Below are 19,165 nucleotides of genomic sequence, written 5' to 3'. Positions count from 1 at the left end.
CATCCTTGGCTTATCACGGGAGACCCGTGTGCGTCCGCGTGTCCGTAAGTCGTAGAGGGGCTTCAGGCTATGAGTGCTGGACCGGTGTCCGCGTTCGACGTGGTCGGCATGCGGGGGCGTGGTTACCGCCCGGACCAGGTCGACCGTGCCGTGGCCGAGCGCACCGCCGAGCGGGAGCGGGCGCTGGCCGAGGTCGTACGGCTGGAGGGGGCCGCCCGGGAGCTGGCGGCGGAGGCGGCCCGGCTGGCGGAGACCGCGGCGGCGCTGCCCGAGCAGGACTACGCGGAGCTGGGGGAGCGGGCCCAGCACATTCTGGCGCTGGTCCGTGAGCAGGCCGAGGCGCTGCGGGCGGACGCGGAGACGGCGGGCCAGGAGCTGGCCGACGCGGCCGACGCGGCGGGCCGGGCGGCCGTGGACGAGGCCCGGGGGGCGGCCGACGCGGTGCGGGCCGCGGCCGTGGAGGCGGCCGAGGAGCGGGTCGCGGAGGCGGTCCGGGAGGCGGACGGGGTGCTGGTGGCGGCCCGCGATGAGGCCGGGGAGGTGCGCGGGGCGGCGGAGGCCGCGATGGCGCAGACCCGCAACCGTACGGCGAGCGTGCTGGCCCACCAGGAGCAGGAGCACGCCGAGCGCCACAAGGCCGCCGAGGCCGGGATCGCCGCCGCCGAGGCCGAGGCGGAGGCCCGGGAGGCGGCGCTGGCCGAGCGGGCGGAGGCCCGGCTCGCGGAGGCGGCCCGCACGCTGGCGGAGGCCCAGGAGGCGGCCCGCCACGGTCAGGAGGACGCGGAGGCGCGGGCGGCGGAGCTGCTGGCGGAGGCCCGGGTCCGCGAGGAGCGGGTCGTCCGGGAGACCGAGCGGGTGCTGCGGGAGCACGAGGAGGCCCGCGAGGAGGTCCAGGCCCACATGGCGCACGTCCGCAGCTCGCTCGCTGCCCTGACGGGCCGGGTGACGGCGGGCGCGGAGGACTGAGCTCCGGCGCGGGCCGGGTCTCCGGGCATCCGGCGCGGGTCCGGGGGCGCGAGGGACCCGGCGTGGGGCGCCGGTGCGGGCCGGGCCCGAGGTGATCACCGGCGCGGGTCCGGGGTCGTGAGGGACGCGGCGCGGGCCCAGGGTGTCCGGCGCAGGGCCGAGGTTCTCCGGCGGGCTCAGCGGTCCCACCGGGCCCAGGGTCTCCGGCCGGCCCAGTGGTCCCCGGCGGGCTCGGTGGCTCCCACCGGACTCAGTGGTCCCACCGGGCCCGGCGGCTCCAGCCGGACGAGCGGCTCCCGTGGCTGAACTCGCCCCGTCTCGCGGCGGATTCGGCCATCGTGGCAGAAGGCCGATCCCGGCCGGGTCGCCCGGGATGAGGGCAATCCGGGCATGGCGGATATCGTCTACCTCAGGGTCTTTCTTGTGTGACCTGGATCACTCCTCGGTGGGCGGGTGCATGTGCCTCATGGGGGTGGGGTACCCGGGCGCGTCCCGTCCTCGCGCGGACGGTGCGGCGCCCTTCCGGAATGTCTCATTCCCCCTGGCCGCTCCTTCCGTCCGCCCCTCCGTCCCCTAGGGTTTCGGCAGTACCCGAGAGCAACAGAAAGTTCGCACCGTTCCGGTTCCTCGGATTTCCGGTCTCCGATCTCTGATCCGCGATCTCCGATCTCCGATCCGGCGGGCGAATCCATGTCTGATCCGGGAGGGCTGCTTGTCCGAGCACCATGTGCATTCCGGCGAATCCGAGTCCGTCGGGGCGGAAATACAAGGAATTCCCTACACCGCCATCGCGGAAGAGCACGGAACCCCGTTCTTCGTCTACGACGCCCACATCCTGTCCACCACCCTGAGAGAGCTGCGGGACGTGCTCCCGGCCGGCGTCGACGTCCTCTACTCGCTCAAGGCCAATCCCAACATCAGCGTCTGCGCCGTGCTGCACCGCGCCGGGGCGGGCGCCGAAGTCTCCTCCGCCGCCGAACTCACCACCGCGCTGCGCGCCGGAGTCGACCCCGGGGACATCGTCTTCCTCGGCCCCGGCAAGACCCGCGCCGACCTGGTCGCCTGCCTGGAGGCCGGGATCCACGCCGTGGTCTGCGAGTCCTTCGCCGAGCTGCGGCTGCTCGACCGGATCGCGGACGGGCACGGAGGCACGGCCCCCGTCCGTGCGCTGCTGCGGGTCAACCCGGCCTTCGCCAGCAAGGGTTCCGGGCTGGCGATGGGCGGCAAACCCCGCCAGTTCGGCATCGACGAGGAGCAGGTCAGGGCGTGCCGCCCGCTGCTCGACACCCTCCGCCGGGTCGAGGTGGTGGGATTCCACGCCTATATGGGAACGCGTTTCCTGCACCACGAGGACATCGTGGCGAACACCGAGAACATTCTCGCCATGGCGGAGAGCCTCGCCGCCGATCTGCGGATCCGTCTCGACACGGTGGATTTCGGCGGCGGTCTCGGAGTCGCCTACTTCGAGAACGAGGAGGATCTCGACGCCGACGCCCTGGGAAAGGGGCTGACCGGCCCCGTCACGGAATTCCGTGAACGCCACCCCGGCTGCCGTCTCATCATGGAACTCGGCCGCTATCTCACCGCCCGCGCCGGCACCTATGTGACCCGCGCGCTGTACGTGAAGGAGTCGTCCGGCGAGTCGTTCGTCGTCGCGGACGGGGGCACCCACCACCACATGGCTGCCGTCGGCATCGGGAGCTTCGTCAAGCGGAACTTTCCCGTACGCCACCTGGGCCGCCCCCACGCCCCGGCCGACCGCACCTACACGGTCACCGGCCCCCTCTGCACCCCCAACGACACCGTGGTGAAGCGGGCAGCCCTTCCCGAGGTGGTCCCCGGTGACCTGCTCGGCGTCGAGCGGTCCGGCGCCTACGGACCCACCGCCTCGCCCGGTCTCTTCCTCAGCCACGGCTATCCGGCCGAGGTCCTGGTCCACGCGGGCCGCGCCCACCTCGTACGCGACCGGGACACCCCCGAGGACCTGCTAGCCCGTCAGCACCTGGTCGGACTCGACCCGCCGGCCGCAGGGTGAACGGCGGGTCCGGCCCGACGGGCGTGGGCCTCGATCTGCTCGACCGCACCGAACTGGACCGGCTCACCACCCGCCGCTGGTTCCTGCGGTACTGCTACGCCCCCGAGGAGATCGAGCGGGCCCACCGGCTGACCGGACGGCGGCGCCAGGAGTATCTGGCCGGGCGGTTCGCCGCCAAGGAGGCCGTGCTCAAGGCGCTCGGCCGGGGGCTGTTCCAGGGCGTCGCCCCGCGCGACATCCTCGTGGGCCGCGCCGCGGGTGGAGCCCCGCACGTGGAGCTGCGCGGCTCGGCGGCGGAGGCCGCACCCGGCACCACCGTCCTGATCTCGATCACCCACAAGGGCGACGCGGTCGCGGCCGTGGCGCTCACCGTCCCCCGCGACGACATCCCCCGCGACGACATCCCCCGCACCCACGACGAAGAGGAAAGGAGGGGCTCGTGACCCCCACGAACGACGTCGAACGGACCGGTGGCGAACCCGGACCCGAACCGCTCACGGTCGGCCTGCGCGTCAGGATCGGCCAGGAGGAGGCGCACTACGGCGGCGGGCTCGTCGACGGAGCCCGCATCCTGCGGCTGTTCGGCGATCTGGTCACCGAGGTCACCATCCGCAGCGACGGCGACGAGGGGCTCCTCACCGAGTACGCCGACATCCGCTTCACCGCCCCGGTCCACCCCGGCGACTACATCGAGGCGACCGGACGCGTCGTCCGCTCCACCAAGCTGCGGCGGTTCGTGGAGCTGACGGCCCGCAAGGTGATCGCCGCCACCGACGACGGCCCCAGCTCCGCCGCCGTACTCCCGGAGCCGGTCACGGTCTGCACGGCCCGCGCCACGACCGTCGTCCCCCGGAAGACCCCCACGGCGAAGGGAGTCCGCTGATGTCCGGCACCGACGTCCTGCACACCCTGCTCGACGAGGCCGCGGCGGCCGTGCCCGGCGACCGGGTCGCCCTCACGTCCGCCACCGGCTCACTGACGTACGGCGAACTGGCGGCGGCCACCGTCACCGCCGCGCACCGGCTGCGCCGCGAGGGGGTGCGCCGGGGCGGCCGGGTGGTGGTCTCCACGCCCGACCCGCTCGCCGCCGCCGTCGCCGTACACGCCGTGTCCCGGACGGGCGCCCTCTTCAGCGTCCTGCACGAGCAGGTCCGCGGCCGGCCGCTGGAACACGTGCTGACCGACTGCGAACCGGCCGTGATGGTCACCGACGACCCGGAAGCGGCCGCGACGGCGGCGGCCCACGGTGTACGGGTCCTGGCACCGCGGTCCCTGAACGAACCAGCGCCGGACCCGGGCGAGTCGGGAGACGGGCCGCTCCCCGGAGACGGGCCGCTCCCCGGAGACGGGCCGCTCCGCGCGGACGGGCCGCTGCCCGTGGACGGGGCCTGCCTCATCTACACCTCCGGAACGACCTCGCTCCCCAAGGCCGTCGTCTGCACCCACCAGCAGATGCTCTTCGCCGCCCGCGCCATCCACAGCAGCCTCGGCTACCGCGCGGACGACGTCGTCCACAGCCCGCTGCCGCTCTCCTTCGACTACGGCCTCTACCAGGTGTTCCTGACGTTCCTCGCCCGGGCCCGGCTGCACCTGGGCAGCGTCGCCGAGGCCGGGCCGCCGCTGCTGCGGAGCCTGGAGCGGAGCGGGGCCACGGTGCTGGCCTCCGTTCCGTCCGTCACCGACCGGCTGGCGTGGCTGGTGCGCCGGGCCCGGCGGCCGCCCCGGCTGCGGCTGCTCACCAACACCGGGGCCGCCCTGGACCCGGGCACGGTCGCCGCGCTGCGGGAGGCGATTCCCACGCTGAGGGTCCAGCTCATGTACGGGCTGACCGAGTGCAAGCGGACCACGATCATGCCGCCCGACGGGGATCTGGAGCGGCCCGGTTCGTCGGGGCGGGCCCTGCCCGGCACCGAGGTCGTCGCCGTCGACGAGGACGGGACGCGGCTGCCGCCGGGCGAGGTCGGCCAGTTCGTGGTGCGCGGCCCGCACGTCATGGCCGGGTACTGGCGGCGGCCGGAGCTGACCGCCGAGCGGTTCCCCCGCGCCGACGGCCTCTTCCCCGAGCTGCGTACGGGGGACTACGGGTGGCTCGACGAGGACGGCTACCTGTACTTCTCCGGGCGCCGCGACGACCTCTACAAGGAGCGCGGCTTCCGGGTCAGCGCCACCGAGGTGGAGGCCGCCGCCCGGCGCGTGGCCGAGGTGGCCGAGGCGGCGGTGCTGACACCGGGGCCCCGGACCGGCGGCCGGGCCGTGCTCGTCGCGGTGACCCCGCTGGACCCGGCCGACCTCCTGGACCGGATGCGCGGGTTCATCGAGGAGTACAAGATCCCGCGCCGCTGCGTCCCCGTGGCGGCGCTGCCCACCAACGGCAACGGCAAGGTCGACCGGCGCGCGCTCGCCGACCTTGTGGATGCCGGTGCCGGTGCCGGTGCCGGTGCCGGTGGCCGGGACGGCACCCGTGCCCGTACCCGTACAGAAGCCGGAGCCGACGACTCCGTAACGACCGACCGGAAGGGATGAACACGTATGGACCGCACCGATGTGACCACCGCTCTGGAGACCGCGCTCAGCACGGTGCTCGACCGGCCCGTGACCGAACTGCGGGGCGGGACACGGCTCTTCGACGATCTGCACCTCGACTCCACCACGATGCTGGAGATGCTGATGGAGCTGGAGGACTCGCTCGGCCTGGAGGTCGATCCCGAGGAGCTGGACGCCGACGACTTCGAGACCGTCGACACCTTCACCGACTTCGCGCTCGCCCAGCTCGCGGGCGAGCAGGCGGGGCGGCGGGGTTCCGGGCAGGCCGCCTGACCACCGCGTCGTAGCCGTTCCATCAGCCGAGGGAAGGAAGAAACCGTCATGATCGTCCGCTCCTTCAAGGACATCGAGAACACCGACCGGCACGTCAGGTCCAGGTCCGGCACCTGGGAGAGCAAGCGCATCGTGCTCGCCCGGGAGGGTGTCGGGTTCTCGCTCCACGAGACCACGGTGTACGCGGGTACGGAGACGTCCATGTGGTACGCCAACCACATCGAGGCCGTCCTCTGTGTCGAGGGCGAGAGCGAGCTGACGAACGACGAGACCGGGGAGACGCACGTGATCACCCCGGGCACCATGTATCTGCTCGACGGGCACGAGAAGCACACGCTGCGGCCCCGGACCGACTCCCGCTTCGTCTGCGTGTTCAACCCGCCGGTCACCGGGCGCGAGGACCACGACGCCGACGGGGTCTACCCGCTGCTCACGGAGGAGGCCGTATGACCGCCCCCGCCGCTTCCTCCACCGGAACTCCCGCTTCCTCCGCCGGAACCACCGCCTCCGCCGCCCGTGTCCGGCCGGAGTTCCGGACCCCGCGCGTCGAGGACGCGCCCGCGCTCTGGGAACTGGTCGACGGGGCCGACGAGCTGGACAACAACAGCCCGTACTACTACGCGCTCTGGTGCCGGGACTTCGCCGCCACCTCGCTCGTGGCCACCGTGGACGACGAGGTCATCGGCTTCCTCACCGGGTACGTCCGGCCCGACGAACCGGACACCTATCTGGTGTGGCAGGAGGCGGTACGGCCCCGGCACGGCATCCCGATGCTCGGTGTGCAGCTCTTCGAACGGGCCGCCGACCGGGCCGTGGAGCAGGGGGCGCGCTTCATCGAGGCCACCGTCTCCGCCGACAACAAGGCCATCATCATGGTGCTGAAGAAGGTCGCGAAGCGGTACGCGGCCGAGGTGGAGACCCGGGTCCTCTTCCCCGGCGACCTCTTCCCGGGCGAGCACCACGACGAGGTGCTGTACCGGATCGGCCCGCTCGCCCCACGGGCGGGGTGAGCGGGCCGGGCCGAGGGCCGGCCCGGCGTCGCGTACCGCGTCACCCCGCTCCGGTCTCCGCCGCCGTCCCCGTTCCGGTCTCCTCCCCGGTCCCGCGGAAGGTGGTGCGGTACGCGCGCGGCGAGACCCCGAGGGCCTCGCGGAAGTGGAGGCGCATCGCCGTGCCCGTACCGAAGCCGGCCGCCGCGGCGATCCGGTCCACCGGCTGGTCCGTCCGCTCCAGGAGGTGCCGGGCGTGGTGCAGCCGCTGGGCGGCCAGCCAGCGCATCGGGGTCTGGCCGGTCTCCTGGAGGAAGCGGCGGCTGAGCGTCCGTACGCTGACCGCCGCCTCCCGGGCCAGGTCCTCCAGTGCCAGCGGCTCGCCCAGGTGGCGCAGGGCGTAGGTGCGGGCGGCGGCCGTCGGGCTGGCACCGGGTTCGGGGACGGGCTGCTCGATGTACTGGGCCTGGCCGCCGTCCCGGTGCGGGGGGACGACGGTGCGCCGGGCGACGGCGTTGGCGGTCTCGCTGCCGTGGTCGCTGCGGATCATGTGCAGACAGAGGTCGATTCCGGCGGCGACGCCCGCCGACGTGAGGACGTCGCGGTCGTCCGTGTAGAGGACGTCCGGGTCGACGTCGACCTCCGGGTAGAGCGTGCGCAGTTCGTCGCAGGACTTCCAGTGCGTCGTCGCCCGCCGCCCCGCGAGCAGCCCGGCCGCGGCCAGGACGAACGTGCCCGTGCAGATCGACGCCACCCGGGCCCCTGCCGGGATCCGGGCGAGTGCCCGGCGCACCGGTTCCGGGACCCGGCCGCGCTCCTGGGGTCCGTAGTCCTCCACGGCCGCCGGTACGAGCACGGTGTCGGCGCTCTCCAGCGCCTCGGGACCGTGGCGCACGTTCACCGTGAAGTCCGCGTCCGTGGGGATCTCGCCGGGTTCGACGGCACAGGTCACCACCGAGTACAGCGGGCGGCCGGTGGCGTCGAGCGCCGTGCCGAACAGCCGGTGGACGATGCCCAGCTCCATCGGCAGCAGCCCCGGACGGACCAGCGTGACCACCCGGTGCACCGGGTGGTCGGATTGCGCTTCCTGTCCCGGTCGCTCCTGCTTTCCGCTCCCTGTCGCCATGGCCAGATTGTTTCACTCCATGTCCAGCTGGCCAGTGGTGGATGATCGCCGACCTGCCGAGGATGAGGAACATGGACGAAGAAACGACCGGAAACACCGAGGCGCCCCGGCCCCGGGGGATCCACCGCGCGTGGTGGGTGGCCGGTGCCGCCGCGCTCGCCATCGTCGTCGCGGGCGCCTTCTCCACGATGCCCGGCATCCTCATGAACCCGCTCCAGCAGGAGTTCCACTGGTCGCGCGGGACGATCGGGGTCGCCTCGGCGGTGAACATGGTCCTCTACGGGCTCACCGCGCCGTTCGCCGCCGCCCTGATGGACCGCTTCGGCATCCGCCGGGTGGTCGTCGCCGCGCTCGGCACCGTCGCCGCCGGGTCGCTCCTCACCACCGTGATGACCGCACCCTGGCAGTTCACCCTCTTCTGGGGTTTCCTCGTCGGCCTGGGCACCGGCTCCATGGCCATGGCCTTCGGCGCCACGGTCACCAACCGCTGGTTCACCACCCGGCGCGGCCTGGTCACCGGGATCCTCTCCTCGGGCAGCGTCTTCGGGCAGATGGTGTTCCTGCCCGCGCTCGCCTGGACCATCGACCACTACGACTGGCGGCCGGCCCTCGTCACCCTCGCGCTCGTCGCGCTGGCCGTCACGCCCGTCATCTGGCTGGTGCTGCGCGACCACCCGGCCGACATCGGCCGGAGCCCGTACGGCAGCACGGAGTTCGTCCCGAAGCCACCGCCCGTCGGCGGGGTCGCCCGGCGCACCCTCGCCGTGCTGCGCGACGCGGCCCGCACCAAACCGTTCTGGCTGCTCGCGGGAGCCTTCGCGATCTGCGGGGCCACCACCAACGGCATCATGTGGACGCACTTCACCCCGGCCGCCCACGACCACGGCATGGCCATCACCACCGCGTCGACCCTGCTCGCCCTCATCGGCGTCTTCAACGTCTTCGGCACCATCGCCTCCGGCTGGCTCACCGACCGCAAGGACGCCCGCAGGCTGCTCGCCGTCTACTTCGCCCTGCGCGGGGTGCTGCTGGTGCTGCTCCCGCTGATGATGGCCGCAACCGTCAACCCGGCGATGATGGTCTTCGTGGTCGCCTTCGGCCTCCTCGACCTGGCCACCGTCCCGCCGGTCATCGCGCTCTGCCGCACCTTCTACGGGGACGACAGCGCCATCGTCTTCGGCTGGGTCAACGCGGCCCACCAGGTCGGCGCGGCCCTGGCCGCCTTCCTCGGCGGCGCGGCCCGGGACGCCTTCGGCAGCTACGACCCGGTCTGGCTGCTCCTCGGCGCCGCGTGCGCGCTCGCGGCCCTGGTCTCGCTGACCATCCGCCGCGCCCCCGCGCACGGCTACCGGACCCCGTCCCCCTCCCCGTCGGACGCCTCGGCCGGGGACCGGGACCGGGCCCCCGCGCAGGTGCCCCCCGGCAGGCGTCAGCCGTAGACGCCCGTGGAGCGGTTCGGCCGTCGTCCCCGGCCGCGGATCGTGGGTGCCGGGGACGACGGCCGGGCGGAGGCGGCGGCCGGGGTCACCCGCCCTGGACGACCTGGATCAGGTTGCCGCACGTGTCGTCCAGGACGGCGGTGGTGACGGGCCCCATCGCCAGGGGCTCCTGGGTGAAGCGCACGCCGAGCGCGCGCAGCCGGTCGAACTCCGCCGGTACGTCGTCCACGGCGAAGGAGGCGGCCGGGATGCCGTCCTCGGCCAGCGCGCTCGTGTACGGCTTCACGGCGGGGTGCTTGTCGGGTTCCAGCAGCAGTTCGGTGCCGTCGGGGTCCTCCGGCGAGACCACGGTCAGCCACCGGTCCTCGCCGCCCATCGGGATGTCGTGCTTCTTCTCGAAGCCCAGGACATCCGTGTAGAACCGCAGGGCCTTCTCCTGGTCGTCGACGAAGACGCTGGTCAGATGGATTCTCATGGGGTGCTCTCCGGTGTCTCGGGTCTCAGCCATCGGTCGGCGATGTGCTGGAGGGGGCCGGTGTCGAGGTCGTGGAACTTGTAGCGGCCCTGGCGCCGGGTGGCGACCAGGCCCGCCGACTCCAGCACGGCCAGGTGCTGGCTGACCGCCTGACGGGACAGTCCCAGGCCGTGCCTGGTCACCAGGCGCGCGCATATCTCGAACAGGGTCTGGCCGTCGCGTTCGGCCAGCTCGTCGAGAATGCGCCGACGCGTGGGGTCGGCCAGTGCCCTGAAGACGTCATCCTCCGCCATGACGCCACCATAGGCAAGTGTTCACTTGCCTATCAAGGGCTCTCGCCCCCCGCCCGGCGAAACCGGGGCGAGCCGGGCGGGCGTGCGCCCGCATTCCGCCGTGGGCGATGCCCGGGGATTTCCTGACCGGTGGCTCTTGCATATACCTGCCGGTGCGAGCTGAATGGGGGCTGCACCTCGCGATACCCGTTCTCCGCGCAAAGGAGTGGTCATGACGGTCCGAACACCGGACATTCTGTCGCCAGAGTTCGAGAGGGACCCTTATCGGGCGTATCGGCGGATGCGTGATGACGAGCCACTCATCTGGCACGAAGCCACGAACAGCTACATCATCTCGCGTTATGAGGACGTCGAGCGCGTCTTCAAGGACAAAAAAGGCGAGTTCAGTACGGAAAACTACGACTGGCAGATCGAGCCGGTGCACGGCCGGACGATTCTCCAGCTCAGCGGGCGCGAGCACGCCGTGCGGCGGGCCCTGGTCGCCCCCGCCTTCCGGGGCAGCGATCTCCGGGACACCTTTTTACCGGTCATCGAGCGCAATTCGCGCGAGCTGATCGACCGGTTCCGTACCACCGGGTCCGTCGACCTGGTCACCGACTACGCCAGCCGATTCCCGGTGAACGTCATCGCGGACATGCTGGGGCTCGACAAGTCCGACTACGACCGGTTCCACGGCTGGTACACCGCCGTCATCGCCTTTCTCGGCAATCTCTCGGGCGACCAGGAAGTCATCCGGGCGGGCGAACGCACGCGGGTGGAGTTCGCCGAGTACATGCTGCCGATCATCCGTGAGCGGCGCGAGGCTCCGGGGAACGACCTGCTGTCCGTCCTGTGCACGGCGGAGGTCGACGGCGTGCGGATGAGCGACGAGGACATCAAGGCGTTCTGCAGCCTGCTCCTGGCGGCCGGGGGCGAGACCACCGACAAGGCCATCGCGGCCATCTTCGCCAACCTGCTCCGCCACCCGGACCAGCTGGCGGCCGTCCGGGCCGACCGCGAGCTGATATCGCGGGCCTTCGCGGAGACCCTGCGCTACACGCCACCGGTCCACATGATCATGCGGCAGTCGACCACCGAGGTCGCCCTGAGCGGCGGCACCGTACCGGCGGGCGCCACGGTCACCTGTCTCATCGGCGCCGCCAACCGGGACGGGAATCGCTACCGGGACCCCGACTCCTTCGACATCTTCCGCGAGGACCTGGCCGCGACCAACGCCTTCTCGGCGGCGGCCGACCATCTGGCCTTCGCCCTGGGCCGCCACTTCTGCGTCGGCGCTCTGCTGGCCAAGGCCGAGGTGGAGATCGGGGTCGGCCAACTGCTGGACGCCATGCCCGACATCCGCCTGGCCGACGGCTTCGACCCGGTCGAGCACGGGGTCTTCACCCGGGGGCCGCAGAGCCTGCCGGTCCGGTTCACCCCGATCTCCGGCTGACCGGGAGGGGTGCGGGCGGCCGGAACACGCCTCCGGCCGCCCGCACCCCTCAGATCCGCCTGTGCCCGGAGCGCGTACGGTCGGCCGCCTGCACCCCTCAGGTCCGTCGGTTCCCGGAGCGCGTACGTCGGCTGCCCGCACGCCTCAGGTCCGCCGTGCCCGGAGCGCGTGCGTCGGCCGCCCGAGGCCCTCAAGCCTCGGGCCCCTCAAGCCCAAGATCCCTACTGCGAAACCGGGCTGAAGACCACCGGCAGCTCCGACAGCCCCCGCATCCAGACCGACGGCCGCCAGCGCAGCGCCTCCGGCTCCACCGCGAGCATCAGGTCCGGCAGCCGTTCCAGCAGCGTCTCCACCGCCGTACGGGCCATCACGTCCGCCAGCAGCGGCGCCGGGTAGGGGCAGCGGTGCTCGCCGTTACTGAAGGACAGGTGCGCCGCGTTCTCGGCGCCGACGTACGACTCCGGCCAGATCTCGGGGTCGGTGTTGGCGGCGGCGATCCCCAGCACCAGGCAGTCACCGGCCCGGATGTGCCGTCCGCCGAGCTGGATGTCCCGGACGGCCCAGCGGCCGATGAAGTTCTGCGTCGGGGTGTCCAGCCACAGCACCTCGTTGAGCGCCTCACCGACGCTGAGCCGGCCGCCGGAGACGTTCAGCGCGAACCGCTCGTCCGTCAGCAGCAGCCGGAGCGTGTTGCAGATCCAGTTGGCCGTGGGCTGCTGGGCGGCGGCGATCACCGAGATCAGGTCCTGGACGATCTGCTCGTCCGTCAGCCCCTCCGGATGGGTGACCAGCCGGGAGGCGACATCGGGGCCGGGGGCCGCGCGCCGCTCCTGGACCAGCTGCCGCAGCCGGTCGCCCACCCGCCCGTAGGCGGCCACCGGGTCCTCGCCCTCACCGGCGTCCAGGGAGACGCGCAGGTCGTCGACGAGCTGCGCGGTGTCGTCGCCCGAGAGGGGCATGCCGCACAGCTGGACCACCGCCCGCATCGGCAGCGCGTGCACGTACTGGCTCATCAGCTCGGTACGGCCGCTCCCGGCGAAGGCCGAGATGAGCTGGTCGGCGATGTGCCGGCAGTCGCGGGCCAGCTCGAACTGGTCCACCGTCTCCAGCGCCTCGGTGATCACCCCGGCCCGGCGCCGGTGCTCGTCGCCCTCGGTGAAGAGCACCGACGGCTGGTAGCCGACGTAGGGGAGCAGCGGCCAGTCGGCGGGGATGTTCTCCCACTGGTTCCAGCGGCGGGAGTCCCGGGCGAACAGCTCGTCGTGCTCGGTGACGTAGGACAGCTCCGCGTAGCCGAGCACCAGCCAGGCGGGGATGTCCGCGTCCAGCAGCACCGGGGCCACCGCGCCGTGTTCCGACCGCAGCGAGCGGTACAGCTCGGTGGGCGTCTGCTGGTAGGAGGTGCCGGAGAGCCGCACCGCGCCCCGGCCGGCCGGGCAGCCGGGGGCGGTGGCGGGATCGAAGGCGGGGCTGGACGTGCTCATGCGGTCGCCTCCCGGGCGAGGGCCATGGTGCGCAGATGGTCGACGAGGGTGATCAGCACGTTCTTGCTGGAGGTCCGGACCCGGGCGTCGCAGTCGACCATGGGGACGTGCGGGGGCAGGGCCAGGGCCTGGCGGATCTCGTCGAGGGAGTACGTGGTGTCGTGGTCGAACCGGTTGACCGCCACCACGAACGGGGTCCCGTGGTGCTCCAGCCGGTCGATCGCGTACCAGGAGTCGTCCATCCGGCGGGTGTCCACCAGGACCACGGCCCCCAGGGTGCCGGAGAACAGCCGGTCCCACAGGAACCAGAACCGCTTCTGGCCCGGGGCGCCGAAGAGGTAGAGCACCATCCGCTCGTTGAGGCTGATGCGCCCGAAGTCGAACGCCACCGTGGTGGTCGTCTTCCCGTCGACCCCACTGGTCTCGTCGACCCCGACGCCGGCCTGCGTCATCAGCTCCTCGGTGTTGAGCGGGCGGATCTCGCTCACCGAGTGGACGAGGGTGGTCTTGCCCACACCGAACCCTCCGACGACGACTATCTTCAGTCCGGTCTCCGCCGCGTCCGGCAGCGGTGTGCGCTGAGCGGGCAGTTCAGAGCCTACGGAGTCCATGGAGCACCTCCATCAGCAGCTCGGAATCGGGCAGTGCGGCGGCGGCCGCGGTCCGGGGGTGGCGGGCGGTGATCCGGCCCGCGGTGTGCAGGTCGTCGAGGAGGATGCGCACCACGGTGACGGGGAGGGAGAGCTCCGCGGCGATCTCGACGACGGCCGTGGGGTGCCGGCAGAGTTCGAGGATGCGGACGTGCTCCGACTGCATGCCCGTGGTGGGCCGGGACTCGGCGACGACGAGGGTCACCAGGTCGAAGGAGTCCACGGCCCGGCTGCGTCCCCCGGTGACCGTGTAGAGCCGGTCGGGGGACCCGGTGTCGACGGGCCGGAGGGTCATGACCGGCCCCCGGGCGCCCCGCCCCGTGGCGCGGCCCGCAGATGGTCGCCGATCTGCTCGACCATCTGCGTCATCTGGTGGCCCACCACGCTCGGGTCCGCCTCCTCGGAGGCGACCACGGCGAGATGGGCGCCCTCGCCGGCCTCGACGATGAAGAGCAGACCGCCGTGGAACTCGGTCATGGAGTGCCGCACGCCCCCGGTGCTGTCCCCGAACTCGATCGATGCCCCCTGGGCCAGGGCCTGCATGCCGGAGCAGATGGCGGCGAGCTGGTCCGCCTGGTCCAGGGTGAGGTGTTCGGTCCAGCAGAGCTTCAGCCCGTCCCGTGACAGGGCCAGGGCGTGACGCGTTCCGGGGGTCTGCTCCAGCAGCCTCTGCAGGAGCCAGGTGAGGCTGGTGTCTGTGGTCTGCATGATGTGGCGGGACCGTGCGGGCCGGTAGGCCGGCTGTCGGCCCGTACCTCCAATCTCGGACGGTTCGAGCGGGGGCGTCCGGTGCGCCGGACACGGGGGAGTGGCGCTACGGGGCGCCGGGGGGCGGTGCGGCCGGGCCGTCCGGGGCGGCGGGGTCCGCCTGGGGGCGGCGGCCGCGCTGGAAGGCGCCGAACTGCTGGGCCGCGGTGCGCGGCGGGGCCTTCGGGGCGCCGCCGTCCGCCGGGGACGGGGAGGCGGGGGCGGCCCGGTGGCGGCCGCGCTCCCGCTCGGCCTCGCCCATGGTCCGGCCGGGGGTGCGCACGGGGAGGCCGTTGGGCGTGGACGGGGCCGCGGAGCGGACCGGCGGCGCCACCGGCTCCACCGGGCGGGCCGGCTCCCGCACGTACTCCGGGAGGTGGTCCGCGGGCCCGTGCGCGGCCGGTGCGTGGTCCGGGTGAGTCAGGGGTACGGGGGTGAGGTCCGGGGGCGTCGCGGGCGCGGGGAGGGACCGCAGGGCCGTGCCGGCGGGGGGTGTCACCGAGGTGGCGGGCGGCGGCACGGAGGCGGCCGCGGCCGGGGGACGGTTCGGAAGCGTCGCCGCTGTGGTCGGCAGGCCCGGGCTCTGGTGGTCCTCGAGGTTCTGCTGGGCGATGAGCTGACGGGGCAGCAGGACGACCACGCCCGTGCCGCCGCGGGAGGACGGGCGGTAGTTGACGCTGATCCGGTGCTTCAGCGCCAGCTGTCCGACGACGGCCAGGCCGAGCCGGGTGCCCTGGAGGGTGGCGAGGTCGGTCAGCCGTCCGGAGACGGAGTCCGCCGCCCGGCGCATGGCGGCGTCGGCCATCTTCAGACCGCTGTCCTCGATGGTGACGACGATGCCGGTGCCGCGTTCCTCGACGTAGACGTGGACCTCGTCGATGGGCGGCGAGAAGTTGGCGGCGTTGTCCATCAGTTCGGCCAGGAGGTGCATGACGCTCTCGGCGGCGAAGCCGGAGATGGCGGCGGTGGACGAGCAGTGCAGCCGAACCCGCTGGTAGGCGGCGATGCGGCCGACCGCGCCGCGCAGGATGCTCTCCATGACGATCGGCCTGTTCCAGGCGCGGCTGGGCCGTCCGCCCATCAGCAGGGCCAGCCGGTCCGTCATCAGGCCGAGCTGCGAGGTGCTGTGGTCCAGTTTCAGCAGGTCGCCGAAGACCTCCTCGCCGTGACGTTCCTGCATGGAGCGCAGGTCGGCGAGCATGCTCACGGCCTTCGCCTGGACGCGGCTGAGGGCCTTGGCGGAGGCGGTCTGGGCGGCCAGGGCGCGGCGTTCGCTGAGCGCGAGTTCGCGGACCACCGACTCGGCCGACGTCCTCAGCAGCGGGTGGTCGGGCAGCACGGTCTCGGCCCGCACCGAGGCGCCGGTCTCCCCCGCGCGGAGCCGGGCGGTCACCGACGGCAGTGTCTCCCTGGTGAACCGTTCCACCTGCGCGGTCATGGCCTCCAGCTCCTCGCGGAGCCGCGCGATCTCCGTTCCCAGCTCCTCGCGCAGCTGGGCGTTGGCGGCCTGGAACGACGCGGCCTGCTGGCCCTGTTCCTCGACGGTGGCGGCGACGATGTGCAGCAGCTTGCGGTGGCGCTGGCTGCGCGGCGGGGGCACCTGGTCGAGGGCGGCGGCGGTGTTCCAGCCGCCGCGCACCAGCCTGACCACGGCGGGCAGCGCCACGTCGGACGTGTGGGCCGCGTCCGCTTCGAGGGCGGCCGTCGACGCCTTGAGCCGGTCGGCCTCGACGATCCGCTCGGTGGCCGTCCGCTGCGCCTGCCGGACGAGCCGGTGCGCCGTGGCGAGGGCCGCGGCCAGGATCACCCAGGCGGTGACGGTGACGGCCGCGGTCCAGCCGCGCGTGCCCTGCGGTGCCAGCACGAGGGCCACGAGCCCTGCCACCGCGCTCAGCGCCGGCAGGGCCCAGACCGGGGCGGGGACGGCCCTCGGTGCCTTCATCGGTCGCCGCGGTGTGGGGGGTTCTGGTTTGGGCATCGGTGCGGGTCCCTCAGTTCATGCCGAGCAGAAGGTGTGAGCCGCCCCGGGAGCCCTGACCACGGAGATGGGGGGAGTGAGGTGAGGCGGGAGAGGCCCCTGTCCGGCGGGCAGCGACCTCATCGTAGCCATCCTGGAGCACGCAGTGATCTGCTGAGCGGCATAGTCCGGGGGCAGGACAAGATTGTCGTGAACTGTGCACCGCAGCGCGTTCGTTGCGCGATGAGTGGTACACCCTGCGGAGAAGGCCGAAATGCAAGGACAAGTGCGCTTCGGCAGGTCCGGCGGTGCGTGCGGGAAGGGCGTAACGGCCGCCCGAGTATTCGGGCGAAAGCGCGATATGCGCGGGGCGTTGACTCTTACGAGGGTTGTCTTTTCAGTCAATCTGCAAGAAATTCACGGGCTATTGGTCCCCCTCTGCTGACTCGTGTAAATGCCGGGAGGGTGCCGCCCCGGACAGCCGTGGAGCGCCGCCCCGGGCGGGCCTCAGGACCGCCGGTCCTCCGGCTCCGTGATGACCGGGAAGCGGCGCGGGGCGAGGACGACGAGGGCGAGCAGGGCGAGGGCCGCCGCACCCGCCGCGCCGATGTAGACGTGGTCCACCGCCGCGTCCACCGCCCGCCGCAGATGGTCCGTGGCCGCCGCCGGGAGCGCGCCCGGGTCCTCCAGGGCGCGGGCGACCGCGTCCAGGTCGTCGGGGAGGCCGGGGGCGGGGGCGTCGAGGAGCCGGGCGGCCAGCACACCGTTGGCGACGGCGCCGAAGAGGGCCGCTCCGACGCTCTGGCCGACCTGGCGGCAGAAGAGGACGGACGCCGTCGTCGTACCCCGCTCCGCCCACCCCACGGTCGACTGCACGCCCACGATCAGAGGGAGTTGGAAGAGGCCGAGGGCCGCGCCGAGGAGCAGCATGATCAGGGCGGGCTGCCAGGGTTCGCCGGGGTAGGGGAGGAGGGGGAAGGCCAGCAGGACCAGCAGGGCGGCGCTCATGCCGATGATGGCGGTCAGGCGGAAGCCGATGCGGTTGTAGACCCGGTCGGAGAGGGCCGCCGAGACCGGCCAGCTCAGGGTCATCACGGAGAGCACGAAGCCGGCGGCGATCGGGCCGAGGCCGAGCACCGACTGCGCGTACGTGGGGAGGAAGACGGTCGGCGCCACCATCAGCAGCCCCATCGCGCCGAGCGCCAGGTTGACCGAGGCGATGGTGCGGCGGCGCCAGACCCACCCCGGGATGATCGGTTCGGCCGCGCGCCGTTCGATGGCCACGGTCAGGGCGGCCAGCGCCGCGCTCGCCGCGAACAGGCCGAGCGAGGGCGCCGAGAGCCAGGGCCAGGCGACCCCGCCCTGCACGAGGGCGGTGAGCAGCAGGGTCCCGGTGGCGAAGACGCCGAGGGCGCCCGCCCAGTCGATACGGGGCCGGGCCGTCGGCCGGGGGCGTGCGGGCTCGTGGAGGTGGCGCACGACCAGCCAGAGGGCGAGTGCGCCGACCGGCAGGTTGATCAGGAAGATCCACCGCCAGTCGGCGTACCCGGCGAGCAGCCCGCCGACCACGGGCCCGGCGACCGCCGAAGTGGCCCAGACCGTGGACAACTTGGCCTGGATGCGGGGGCGTTCCTTCAGCGGGTAGAGGTCGGCGGCGATGGTCTGGACGGTGCCCTGGAGGGCGCCGCCGCCGAGCCCCTGGACGATGCGGAAGGCGATGAGCGCGCCCATGTTCCAGGCGAGGGCGCAGAGCAGGGAGCCGACGAGGAAGAGGACGATCCCGGCGATGAGGACCGGCTTGCGGCCGAAGGTGTCGGAGAGCTTCCCGTACACCGGGAGCGTGACGGTGACGGCGAGCAGATAGCCGGAGAAGAGCCAGGAGAAGACGGCGAACCCGCCGAGGTCCCCGACGATCTGCGGGACGGCGGTCGAGACGATGGTGCCGTCGATGGCGGCCAGCGCCATGCCGAGCATGAGGGCGGCGACGACGGGGCGGCGGCCGCGGGGGGTGGTGAGGGCGGCGGGTGCGGATGGCGGCGGCCCGGACGTGGTGAGGGCGGTGGCGGGCGCTGCCGGTGGCGGCTCGGATCCGGACGCGGTTATGGGGGCGTCGCCCGGGGCGGCGGGGTCGTCGGGGCCGTCCGGGGTGCGGGGGGCGGTGGGACCGCCGGGGTCGTTGGGGCCGTCCGTGGTGCTGCGGCTGCCGGGGCCGTCCGTGGTACCGGGGCTGCCCGGGCCGGCCGTTCCGTGCGTCCTGTGCTCGCCGTCCGTGCCGCCCACCGGTTTTCCTTCCCTATGCACGTATCTCCGGGGGCACTGTCTCATCCCGGCGGCGGGAGCGGGGGCTTTCGCGGGATTCCCGGGCCGCCGGGGGGCTGCGATCTGCTGGGGCCTCGCGCCCAAGGGGCCTCGGCTCCCCGGCTCTTGTGCCTCCTGGCGGTCGGATGCGCAGCTCGGGCGGGGAGCCGGTCCGGGGCGGGACGGCGGGGAGGCGGCGCACGCCGCTGGGCAGCGGGACGGGGGCGGCGCACGCCGTCGGGCAGCGGGACGGGGGGCGACCCTGACCCCGTCTCCGCCCGGAGAACGACTCCCCCTAGGGGGCACCCCCTCATAGTGGCCAGGGCCCCTTCCTCCCGGCGGAGGACGTGGCGTGCGAGGCCGTTTCCTTAACCTGTTCTTACGTCGCACCTGCGGAGCACAGCAGGGGGGAGGGTGGGGAAAACCCCACCTCAAGACTGCGCTGGGCACCATCGCG

At 73.0% G+C, this 19,165-nt stretch carries 19 protein-coding genes; 10 read left to right on the top strand and 9 right to left on the bottom strand.

Annotated features, from left to right (window positions below):
* Window positions 1-69 precede the first annotated feature (69 nt).
* From ACQ9ZG_RS12460 to ectA, 8 genes are all read left to right on the top strand, one after another.
* The gene (locus ACQ9ZG_RS12460; protein WP_078562591.1) at window positions 70-966 is read left to right on the top strand and encodes a cellulose-binding protein; all 897 of its coding nucleotides are present in this window, start codon (window positions 70-72) and stop codon (window positions 964-966) included.
* A 712-nt stretch (window positions 967-1,678) separates the two neighbouring features.
* On the top strand, window positions 1,679-3,001 hold the full coding sequence (locus ACQ9ZG_RS12455; RefSeq protein WP_258312408.1) for a type III PLP-dependent enzyme: 1,323 nt from the start codon (window positions 1,679-1,681) through the stop codon (window positions 2,999-3,001).
* Between the two features lie 23 nt (window positions 3,002-3,024).
* Window positions 3,025-3,444: a holo-ACP synthase gene (locus ACQ9ZG_RS12450; RefSeq protein ID WP_499280486.1), complete on the top strand. Its 420-nt coding sequence runs from the start codon at window positions 3,025-3,027 to the stop codon at window positions 3,442-3,444.
* Window positions 3,441-3,884 carry a hotdog fold domain-containing protein gene (locus ACQ9ZG_RS12445; RefSeq protein WP_109917278.1) on the top strand — a complete coding sequence of 148 codons (444 nt, stop codon included), beginning with the start codon at window positions 3,441-3,443 and terminating at the stop codon, window positions 3,882-3,884. Before ACQ9ZG_RS12450 ends, ACQ9ZG_RS12445 begins: the two co-directional genes overlap by 4 nt.
* The gene (locus ACQ9ZG_RS12440; RefSeq protein WP_499280485.1) at window positions 3,884-5,524 is read left to right on the top strand and encodes an AMP-binding protein; all 1,641 of its coding nucleotides are present in this window, start codon (window positions 3,884-3,886) and stop codon (window positions 5,522-5,524) included. Before ACQ9ZG_RS12445 ends, ACQ9ZG_RS12440 begins: the two co-directional genes overlap by 1 nt.
* Before the next feature lie 6 nt (window positions 5,525-5,530).
* The gene (locus tag ACQ9ZG_RS12435; protein WP_028417583.1) at window positions 5,531-5,818 is read left to right on the top strand and encodes an acyl carrier protein; all 288 of its coding nucleotides are present in this window, start codon (window positions 5,531-5,533) and stop codon (window positions 5,816-5,818) included.
* A 48-nt stretch (window positions 5,819-5,866) separates the two neighbouring features.
* Window positions 5,867-6,268, top strand: coding sequence for an ectoine synthase (locus ACQ9ZG_RS12430; RefSeq protein WP_028417584.1), 402 nt, complete (start codon window positions 5,867-5,869; stop codon window positions 6,266-6,268).
* A complete protein-coding gene (gene ectA, locus ACQ9ZG_RS12425; RefSeq protein WP_109916530.1) occupies window positions 6,265-6,828 on the top strand; it encodes a diaminobutyrate acetyltransferase in 564 nt (187 codons plus the stop codon). Before ACQ9ZG_RS12430 ends, ectA begins: the two co-directional genes overlap by 4 nt.
* A gap of 40 nt (window positions 6,829-6,868) precedes the next feature.
* Here ectA and ACQ9ZG_RS12420 read toward each other — a convergent pair whose 3' ends face one another.
* Entirely contained in the window at window positions 6,869-7,933 is a 1,065-nt protein-coding gene (locus tag ACQ9ZG_RS12420) for a GlxA family transcriptional regulator (protein ID WP_258312289.1), read from the bottom strand.
* 71 nt (window positions 7,934-8,004) lie between these two features.
* On the opposite strand from ACQ9ZG_RS12420, the gene ACQ9ZG_RS12415 reads away from it, so the two are divergent.
* Window positions 8,005-9,372, top strand: a complete 1,368-nt coding sequence (locus ACQ9ZG_RS12415) for an MFS transporter (protein ID WP_499280483.1) — start codon at window positions 8,005-8,007, stop codon at window positions 9,370-9,372.
* Between the two features lie 85 nt (window positions 9,373-9,457).
* Here ACQ9ZG_RS12415 and ACQ9ZG_RS12410 read toward each other — a convergent pair whose 3' ends face one another.
* Entirely contained in the window at window positions 9,458-9,847 is a 390-nt protein-coding gene (locus ACQ9ZG_RS12410; protein WP_028417587.1) for a VOC family protein, read from the bottom strand.
* Entirely contained in the window at window positions 9,844-10,140 is a 297-nt protein-coding gene (locus tag ACQ9ZG_RS12405; RefSeq protein WP_028417588.1) for an ArsR/SmtB family transcription factor, read from the bottom strand. Before ACQ9ZG_RS12405 ends, ACQ9ZG_RS12410 begins: the two co-directional genes overlap by 4 nt.
* Before the next feature lie 280 nt (window positions 10,141-10,420).
* On the opposite strand from ACQ9ZG_RS12405, the gene ACQ9ZG_RS12400 reads away from it, so the two are divergent.
* Window positions 10,421-11,572, top strand: a complete 1,152-nt coding sequence (locus ACQ9ZG_RS12400; RefSeq protein ID WP_018492798.1) for a cytochrome P450 — start codon at window positions 10,421-10,423, stop codon at window positions 11,570-11,572.
* Between the two features lie 221 nt (window positions 11,573-11,793).
* Here ACQ9ZG_RS12400 and ACQ9ZG_RS12395 read toward each other — a convergent pair whose 3' ends face one another.
* The 6 genes from ACQ9ZG_RS12395 to ACQ9ZG_RS12370 form a co-directional block, all read right to left on the bottom strand.
* Complete coding sequence (locus ACQ9ZG_RS12395) at window positions 11,794-13,056, bottom strand: cytochrome P450 (protein WP_109916253.1); 1,263 nt, start codon at window positions 13,054-13,056, stop codon at window positions 11,794-11,796.
* Window positions 13,053-13,667, bottom strand: coding sequence for a GTP-binding protein (locus ACQ9ZG_RS12390; protein WP_026238371.1), 615 nt, complete (start codon window positions 13,665-13,667; stop codon window positions 13,053-13,055). Before ACQ9ZG_RS12390 ends, ACQ9ZG_RS12395 begins: the two co-directional genes overlap by 4 nt.
* On the bottom strand, window positions 13,648-14,001 hold the full coding sequence (locus ACQ9ZG_RS12385) for a DUF742 domain-containing protein (protein WP_053560921.1): 354 nt from the start codon (window positions 13,999-14,001) through the stop codon (window positions 13,648-13,650). Before ACQ9ZG_RS12385 ends, ACQ9ZG_RS12390 begins: the two co-directional genes overlap by 20 nt.
* A complete protein-coding gene (locus ACQ9ZG_RS12380) occupies window positions 13,998-14,414 on the bottom strand; it encodes a roadblock/LC7 domain-containing protein (protein WP_018492802.1) in 417 nt (138 codons plus the stop codon). The genes ACQ9ZG_RS12385 and ACQ9ZG_RS12380 overlap by 4 nt, the downstream gene beginning before the upstream one ends.
* A 106-nt stretch (window positions 14,415-14,520) precedes the next feature.
* Window positions 14,521-16,395, bottom strand: a complete 1,875-nt coding sequence (locus tag ACQ9ZG_RS12375; RefSeq protein WP_499280481.1) for an ATP-binding protein — start codon at window positions 16,393-16,395, stop codon at window positions 14,521-14,523.
* A 522-nt stretch (window positions 16,396-16,917) separates the two neighbouring features.
* Window positions 16,918-18,513, bottom strand: a complete 1,596-nt coding sequence (locus ACQ9ZG_RS12370; protein ID WP_078562600.1) for an MFS transporter — start codon at window positions 18,511-18,513, stop codon at window positions 16,918-16,920.
* Window positions 18,514-19,165 lie beyond the last annotated feature (652 nt).

The sequence above is a fragment of the Streptomyces araujoniae genome (assembly GCF_050871195.1).
Taxonomy (GTDB): domain Bacteria; phylum Actinomycetota; class Actinomycetes; order Streptomycetales; family Streptomycetaceae; genus Streptomyces; species Streptomyces bacillaris.
This window is presented reverse-complemented; position numbering and strand designations above follow the sequence as displayed.

Coding starts and splice junctions, on each gene's coding strand:
- ACQ9ZG_RS12430 (WP_028417584.1), top strand. CDS start 5,867: ATGATCGTCCGCTCCTTCAAGGACATCGAGAACACCGACCGGCACGTC.
- ACQ9ZG_RS12435 (WP_028417583.1), top strand. CDS start 5,531: ATGGACCGCACCGATGTGACCACCGCTCTGGAGACCGCGCTCAGCACG.
- ACQ9ZG_RS12380 (WP_018492802.1), bottom strand. CDS start 14,414: ATGCAGACCACAGACACCAGCCTCACCTGGCTCCTGCAGAGGCTGCTG.
- ACQ9ZG_RS12440 (WP_499280485.1), top strand. CDS start 3,884: ATGTCCGGCACCGACGTCCTGCACACCCTGCTCGACGAGGCCGCGGCG.
- ACQ9ZG_RS12385 (WP_053560921.1), bottom strand. CDS start 14,001: ATGACCCTCCGGCCCGTCGACACCGGGTCCCCCGACCGGCTCTACACG.
- ACQ9ZG_RS12415 (WP_499280483.1), top strand. CDS start 8,005: ATGGACGAAGAAACGACCGGAAACACCGAGGCGCCCCGGCCCCGGGGG.
- ACQ9ZG_RS12390 (WP_026238371.1), bottom strand. CDS start 13,667: ATGGACTCCGTAGGCTCTGAACTGCCCGCTCAGCGCACACCGCTGCCG.
- ACQ9ZG_RS12405 (WP_028417588.1), bottom strand. CDS start 10,140: ATGGCGGAGGATGACGTCTTCAGGGCACTGGCCGACCCCACGCGTCGG.
- ACQ9ZG_RS12395 (WP_109916253.1), bottom strand. CDS start 13,056: ATGAGCACGTCCAGCCCCGCCTTCGATCCCGCCACCGCCCCCGGCTGC.
- ectA (WP_109916530.1), top strand. CDS start 6,265: ATGACCGCCCCCGCCGCTTCCTCCACCGGAACTCCCGCTTCCTCCGCC.
- ACQ9ZG_RS12375 (WP_499280481.1), bottom strand. CDS start 16,395: ATGAAGGCACCGAGGGCCGTCCCCGCCCCGGTCTGGGCCCTGCCGGCG.
- ACQ9ZG_RS12410 (WP_028417587.1), bottom strand. CDS start 9,847: ATGAGAATCCATCTGACCAGCGTCTTCGTCGACGACCAGGAGAAGGCC.
- ACQ9ZG_RS12400 (WP_018492798.1), top strand. CDS start 10,421: ATGCGTGATGACGAGCCACTCATCTGGCACGAAGCCACGAACAGCTAC.
- ACQ9ZG_RS12420 (WP_258312289.1), bottom strand. CDS start 7,933: ATGGCGACAGGGAGCGGAAAGCAGGAGCGACCGGGACAGGAAGCGCAA.
- ACQ9ZG_RS12460 (WP_078562591.1), top strand. CDS start 70: ATGAGTGCTGGACCGGTGTCCGCGTTCGACGTGGTCGGCATGCGGGGG.